A 6,000-nucleotide genomic window follows, 5' to 3' on the forward strand; every position below is an offset into this window, starting at 1 on the left:
GCGCAGAAGAAAGTCACAACTGCGACATCAGAATAACTGCCAGCCAATTGTGCGTACAGAAGATACAAATCGTATCATGTGACCACCACCTTGTTATAATCTTCGTTATCATACTCGCATTTCAAAAAAAATGCAACGGTCTCACGTCGCTAGTCAAAAAGTTTAAAAATTGATAGAGTTAACGTAGAAAAGCTGAACAAACGTGGGCAACTCTCAAGTAATAAGATGGAATTTTAATAAATTGCTTTTCAAATTTCTTCAAATTTCAGCTTATTACCGTAGAGAGTTCGTTTGTGAAGCTGGATCAAAGAAAAGCATAATAAACTCGTCCAGCTCTCAAGCGATAAGACGAAATCTTGATAAATTGCTCTTCAAATTTCTCAAGATTTTGGCTTATTGCCGTAGAGAGTTTGTTTATTATGCTAGACATCTAGAAAAGCTAAAGGCAACGTTTAGCTCTTTGGAAAAATCTCAGAAATTCGTTTTCTGGTGCTCTTTACCAGAAACTAATTTTTGAATTTTTCCCGAAGAGTTGTTGCCTGTGCTAGACATCTAGAAAAGCTAAAGGCAACGTTTAGCTCTTTATTCATAAGAAAAAATTATCCATTTTATCTCTAATTCAATTAGCTTGACTACCTAACTACATTTCAAGGAGGAAAAATATGAAGGTTTTATTTATTTTTGATGATGGCGTATTCTCGTCTTTTTTTGTTTACGATTTGCAAAATAAAGGAACGCTGTGGCGCATTTCACCAGAAATTCGGCTGCACAATATTACGCTAGGAGAACTTTATGTTAAAAATTCTATTACTGATTTTTTGAAATATTTTTCTGTCGCTTTTTCACAATCGGTAACCAAATATTTTATTTTAACTAAAGAAGAAGGGCTTGCGGCCATAAAAGAAGCCGGCCTTGATGCAGATGGTACGTTAACGATCACTTCAGAAAAAGATTTTACCGCTTTAAAAAACGGCCAAAAATTCCTATTAGGCCCACAAAAGTTATCTTTAGCCGAAATCGATGCCTACATTAGTTATCAAATTGACGATGATCGTTCCTTTGATGTTTTTACTCGTCAGGAAGATTTGATTCGCTTTATGAGATGGAAAACAGTAACTCCCAGCTTAAGTGCGATTACGCAAAATTTGGGAACCGTTAAAGAACATACGAAAAGTAATCTCGGCTTGCGCGATATGTTAAAACTTGGTAGCGGCTATTTAGCCAAAGGCAATGCCCGCATGAAAAAAATTAATGTTCCTGCTCCTGGTAGCTACACAGTCAGTGGTAATTTTCCTTACCATCTTGAAACGGTCGATTGGGAGAAAAACGTCATTCAACTCCATCCTGATTTACGAGATGAATAAGCCAAAAGAACGTTCCTCATTTACACGCGATCAGATGAAACAACAGCAACATGTTCTTTCATTTCTTAAAACATCATCTGATTGCCTAAACAATTTTTCATGAAGTCAGACACTAATCACTTTAAACGACAAATCGTAACTTTCAACCATGACCAAAGTATCTGTCAGACATAAGTCCTTTAAATTCTTAATATAATGACTTTACTTGGCAAGCATATAAGCAAAATAATTATTTTTGCTAGCAAAAAAGTGGGAAAGCCAAGTTTGGATTTCCCACTTTTTTTGAAATATTTTTTATTATTTATTTTTATCAGTTGCATCCCAAACTTGTTTAATGGCTGGAATATTGCCAATTTCCGTTAAATTACTTGGTAAAATAACGGTGTTGTGATTGTTTTCCACTACATGTTTAAAGGCTTCAATGCCAAGATAAGACAACATTTTTTCGTCAATTTGACTTTCTTGAATGGCTTGATTAATTTCGCGAATTCGTTTTTTCTCAGCTTCTGTTACAATTTTAATTCGCTCAGCTTCAGCTTGGGCGTCAATTTTAATTCGCTCGGCTCTGGCAGTAGCGTCGATTTTAGTTTGTTTTGCTCGCGCCGCCGCATCAATTTCCATTTCTGAGGCTTTGGCCTCTGAATCTAAAATGACCGATTGTTTCTTCCCTTCTGAAATGGTGATTAATGATTCTTTATCGCGACTTGCAGTAATTAATTTATTCATAGAATTAACAATTTCATCTGAAACTGAAATCTCACCAATATTAATTCGGTCAATCGACAAGCCATATCCCGCTGTGATGTCTTTGACGCTTTCAAATAAGGCCACATTTATTTCTTCAGTCCCATTTAAAACTTCATTTAAATCCATCTTCCCAATGATGCCCCGTAAATTTGACTGACAATCTTGAATCATCGAAACCACAGAATTTTGATTATCATAAACAAAGGCCCGTACATCTGTGACATGATATTTGATTGCTTCATCAATTTCCACGATAACATTGTCTTTTGTAATAACACTTTGTGGATCAATTTGAATTGGAATTTGTTTTAACGAAACACGTTGTTTGACGTTATATAAAATCGGAATTAAAAAATGAAGTCCCGGATCAAGGGATTTAACGTATTTACCAAAACTTTCAACGACTTTAACTTCCCCTTGTTCTACAATAATAATCATTTGTGATAACAACAAAATAAGTAGACCAATAATTACGATAACAAAAAAGATACTAAAAATTGCCAATGTAATTCACATCACTTTCATATAAGCTATTGTTTACTTGAACTAATAATGCATTAGGCGTATAACTGACAACTTCCAGCATATCTCCGACTTCTGGCAACCCAGCTACAACTTTGTAGTCGTACCAACTGCCTAAAATACGGACACTACCGGTGAAACTGCTTTTTGTTGTGCGAAAACATTTACCTAACGTTTTTTCCATTTGATAATCAGCCAACGAACCTGCCCACCTCCAATTAAAAACCTCAAGCCCCAACCTTGATTGCCCTCATTATACCACTTGTAAAAAAAACGCCTAGTCAATTATTTGTTAAGTTTCACATTTTTCGACTAAAATAGAATTAAGAATATAGTTATGAAGGAGCATAACCATGGCATTGTTTAAAAAGGAACCTACCCAAGAAGACCAGCTGCAACAAAATTTACGTGCCTGGCTTAGTCAACAAGCCGGAAAAACGATTGCTCTGGCTAATTTAAATGCGTTCTTTTACCAAAATGATTTTTTTAAGCTACATTATTTTGCCGAAAGTGGTTTTCAAGCAGACAATAAACAACCTGTTCTGACTGCAACGGTGATAAAAGATGCGCAAAAAAAATTAAGCCGGATTAAAGAAACCGAGCTTAGTAGTGAACTAAAGATAAATAAAAAAGAAAAATCCCTTTTAGATGGCATTATCACCAGTGACCAAAATTATTTTCGCCTTTATGTTACGCCTTCACCTTTTGCGACCGGACTTTTATTGCTTGAAAAATTACCTGCGACCAAAGTTTTTCAAGCAGATAAAAAAACAGGCTCTTTTGTACAAAATAACATTAAAGAGCTACTTTACTTGTGCTATCGCTTTGATTTAGCCAAAAATCCACAGTTAGCCGTCAAAAATCTAGCTTTAGCACAATTAGCTACTCCTTCTGTCACTTTGCCTATTTTGACGACTTTAACTGCGATTGCAAATCAGACCATCACAGACCTTGATTTAGAATATTTGTTTACTTGGGTCTTGCAGTACAGCGCTACAATTACAGCTACTAGCACCCTTTTTTCTGCATATGCTTCAGCAGCCCTACCAGAAGAAGTATTGGCGAAGACACAGACAATCGTCACAGAGCTTGCAGAAAATTTTGCTCGCAGTAGCACAGTATTAACACAAAATGCCAACCAAGATTCCTTAGCTATTAGTGAGCAATTACTAAAGCAAATTCCCGACCTTTTTCAAGCAGCCAACCAAAAAATGACTGCTTTAAATGATAAATTGTTAAATTCCGATACAGATCAGACCGAATAGTGATAAGGATCATTAAGAACCTTCCGCTATGGCAATGCGATCAAAAAAAGTTTCATGTGAAACATTTGGGAGTTAAAATTTTATTTTTTCTATTTACCTATAATAAAAGCCGCTTCATCCAAGATGAGGCGGCTTTTGGTTATACTATGATTCTTGTGTTACTTTTGCAATTCTTCCTTGTTCAATGTAAACCATTAAAATACTCAAATCGGCCGGATTAACACCACTAATGCGACTGGCTTGGGCAATGGTTTCGGGTTGAATTTTGGTTAATTTTTGGCGCGCTTCTGTAGCAAGGCCATTAATTGCGTCATAGTCAATATTGGTTGGAATTTTTTTGGCTTCCATCCGTTTTAATTTTTCAACTTTTTCTAAGGCTTTTTTGATGTAGCCTTCATATTTAATTTGAATTTCAACTTGTTCGATTTCTTTTGGGGAAAGATTCTCGTCAGCAGGAATAAATTGTAACAATTCAGCGTAACTAATTTCAGGACGGCGCAAAAATTCATTTGCTAACACGCCATCTTTTAATTGGGCCGCACCTTTTTGTGCTAAAAAGGCTTGAACTTCAGCGGTTGGTTTAATGCGAATACTCTTTAGGCGGGCAATTTCATTTTCAACTGCCACTTTTTTGGCTAAATAAGCTTGATATTGGTCCTCTTTAACCAAGCCAATTTCATGACCCATTTCCGTTAAGCGTAGATCCGCGTTATCATGACGTAAAATTAAACGATATTCGGCCCGACTGGTTAAAAGACGGTAAGGTTCTTGTGTGCCTTTGGTTACTAAGTCGTCAATCATAACACCGATATAACCGTCACTGCGTTTTAAGATTAGGGGTTCTTTTCCTTGAACTTTTAACCCCGCGTTAATACCCGCAATCAAACCTTGGCCGGCAGCTTCTTCATAACCAGAAGTTCCGTTTGTTTGACCGGCAGTATAAAGATTTTCAATTAATTTTGTTTCTAAAGTTGGGCGTAATTGATGCGGAACCACCACATCATATTCAATAGCGTATCCTGTGCGCATCATTTCAACATTTTGCAAACCCGCAATCGAATGTAACATCTCTACTTGAACATCTTCAGGCATGGAAGTCGATAATCCTTGCACATAGACTTCTTCTGTATTTAATCCTTCAGGTTCTAAGAAAAGTTGATGACGTTCTTTATCAGCAAAACGTACGATTTTATCTTCAATTGAAGGACAATATCTTGCCCCCACACCTTCGACAATACCAGTAAACATTGGCGCACGATGTAAATTATCGCGAATAATTTCATGGGTTTTTGGACTTGTGTAAGTTAACCAACATGGTTCTTGATCTTGTTTATAAGCACTATCAGGAGTGGAATAACTAAAATGATTGGCTTCTTTGTCTCCTGGTTGAATTTCAGTTTGATCATAATCAATTGATCCTGCTTTGACCCGTGGTGGTGTCCCTGTTTTGAAACGTGCAATTTCAAAGCCTAGTTCTTTTAAACTATTGGCAAGGCCAACTGAAGGTTGAGAATTATTAGGACCAGAAGAATACTTCAATTCTCCAATAATAATTTCCCCTCGTAAAGCTGTACCAGCTGTAATAATAACAGCTTTGGCACTATAACGGGCACCAGTATTCGTGATAACACCTTTACAAACGCCATCTTCAACGATTAATTTTTCTGCCATTCCTTGACGCAAAGTCAAATTTTCTTCTTTTTCAATCGTGTGTTTCATCTCTTGTGCATAAGCATGTTTGTCTGCTTGTGCGCGTAATGCCCGCACTGCTGGACCTTTACCAGTATTTAACATCCGCATTTGAATGTAAGTTTTGTCGATATTTTTGCCCATTTCGCCCCCTAGTGCATCGATTTCTCGCACGACAACACCTTTAGCAGGACCTCCAACAGACGGATTACAAGGCATAAAAGCCACCATATCCAAATTAATCGTCAAAAGCAGTGTTTTGTTGCCCATGCGTGCATTAGCAAGCGCCGCTTCACTGCCGGCATGACCGGCACCAACAACAATCACATCATAACTTTCCGCTTGATATTCCATGAAATAATTCCGCTCCTTAATTTAGTTGCTAAAACAGCTTGCTTAGGAAATGAGCAATA

At 36.9% G+C, this 6,000-nt stretch carries 5 protein-coding genes; 2 read left to right on the forward strand and 3 right to left on the reverse strand.

The features are described 5' to 3' along the window. Positions 1-662: 662 nt before the first annotated feature. Positions 663-1,364, forward strand: a complete 702-nt coding sequence (locus tag RU96_RS11245) for an LCP family glycopolymer transferase (RefSeq protein WP_071865605.1) — start codon at positions 663-665, stop codon at positions 1,362-1,364. A 297-nt stretch (positions 1,365-1,661) separates the two neighbouring features. Here the strand turns inward: RU96_RS11245 and RU96_RS11250 are convergent, their stop codons facing one another. After that, complete coding sequence (locus RU96_RS11250) at positions 1,662-2,549, reverse strand: SPFH domain-containing protein (RefSeq protein ID WP_245813029.1); 888 nt, start codon at positions 2,547-2,549, stop codon at positions 1,662-1,664. Between the two features lie 52 nt (positions 2,550-2,601). Beyond that, positions 2,602-2,817, reverse strand: a complete 216-nt coding sequence (locus RU96_RS11255; RefSeq protein ID WP_071865611.1) for a hypothetical protein — start codon at positions 2,815-2,817, stop codon at positions 2,602-2,604. Between the two features lie 169 nt (positions 2,818-2,986). Here RU96_RS11255 and RU96_RS11260 point away from each other — a divergent pair, with 169 nt between their 5' ends. Further along, positions 2,987-3,898, forward strand: coding sequence for a hypothetical protein (locus tag RU96_RS11260; RefSeq protein ID WP_071865607.1), 912 nt, complete (start codon positions 2,987-2,989; stop codon positions 3,896-3,898). Between the two features lie 144 nt (positions 3,899-4,042). On the opposite strand, the gene mnmG is transcribed toward RU96_RS11260, so the two are convergent. Next, entirely contained in the window at positions 4,043-5,941 is a 1,899-nt protein-coding gene (gene mnmG, locus RU96_RS11265) for a tRNA uridine-5-carboxymethylaminomethyl(34) synthesis enzyme MnmG (protein ID WP_071865608.1), read from the reverse strand. Positions 5,942-6,000 lie beyond the last annotated feature (59 nt).

It is taken from the genome of Enterococcus canintestini, assembly GCF_001885735.1.
In the GTDB taxonomy this organism is placed as follows: domain Bacteria; phylum Bacillota; class Bacilli; order Lactobacillales; family Enterococcaceae; genus Enterococcus_C; species Enterococcus_C canintestini.

Coding starts and splice junctions, on each gene's coding strand:
- RU96_RS11245 (WP_071865605.1), top strand. CDS start 663: ATGAAGGTTTTATTTATTTTTGATGATGGCGTATTCTCGTCTTTTTTT.
- RU96_RS11250 (WP_245813029.1), bottom strand. CDS start 2,549: ATGATTATTATTGTAGAACAAGGGGAAGTTAAAGTCGTTGAAAGTTTT.
- RU96_RS11255 (WP_071865611.1), bottom strand. CDS start 2,817: ATGGAAAAAACGTTAGGTAAATGTTTTCGCACAACAAAAAGCAGTTTC.
- RU96_RS11260 (WP_071865607.1), top strand. CDS start 2,987: ATGGCATTGTTTAAAAAGGAACCTACCCAAGAAGACCAGCTGCAACAA.
- mnmG (WP_071865608.1), bottom strand. CDS start 5,941: ATGGAATATCAAGCGGAAAGTTATGATGTGATTGTTGTTGGTGCCGGT.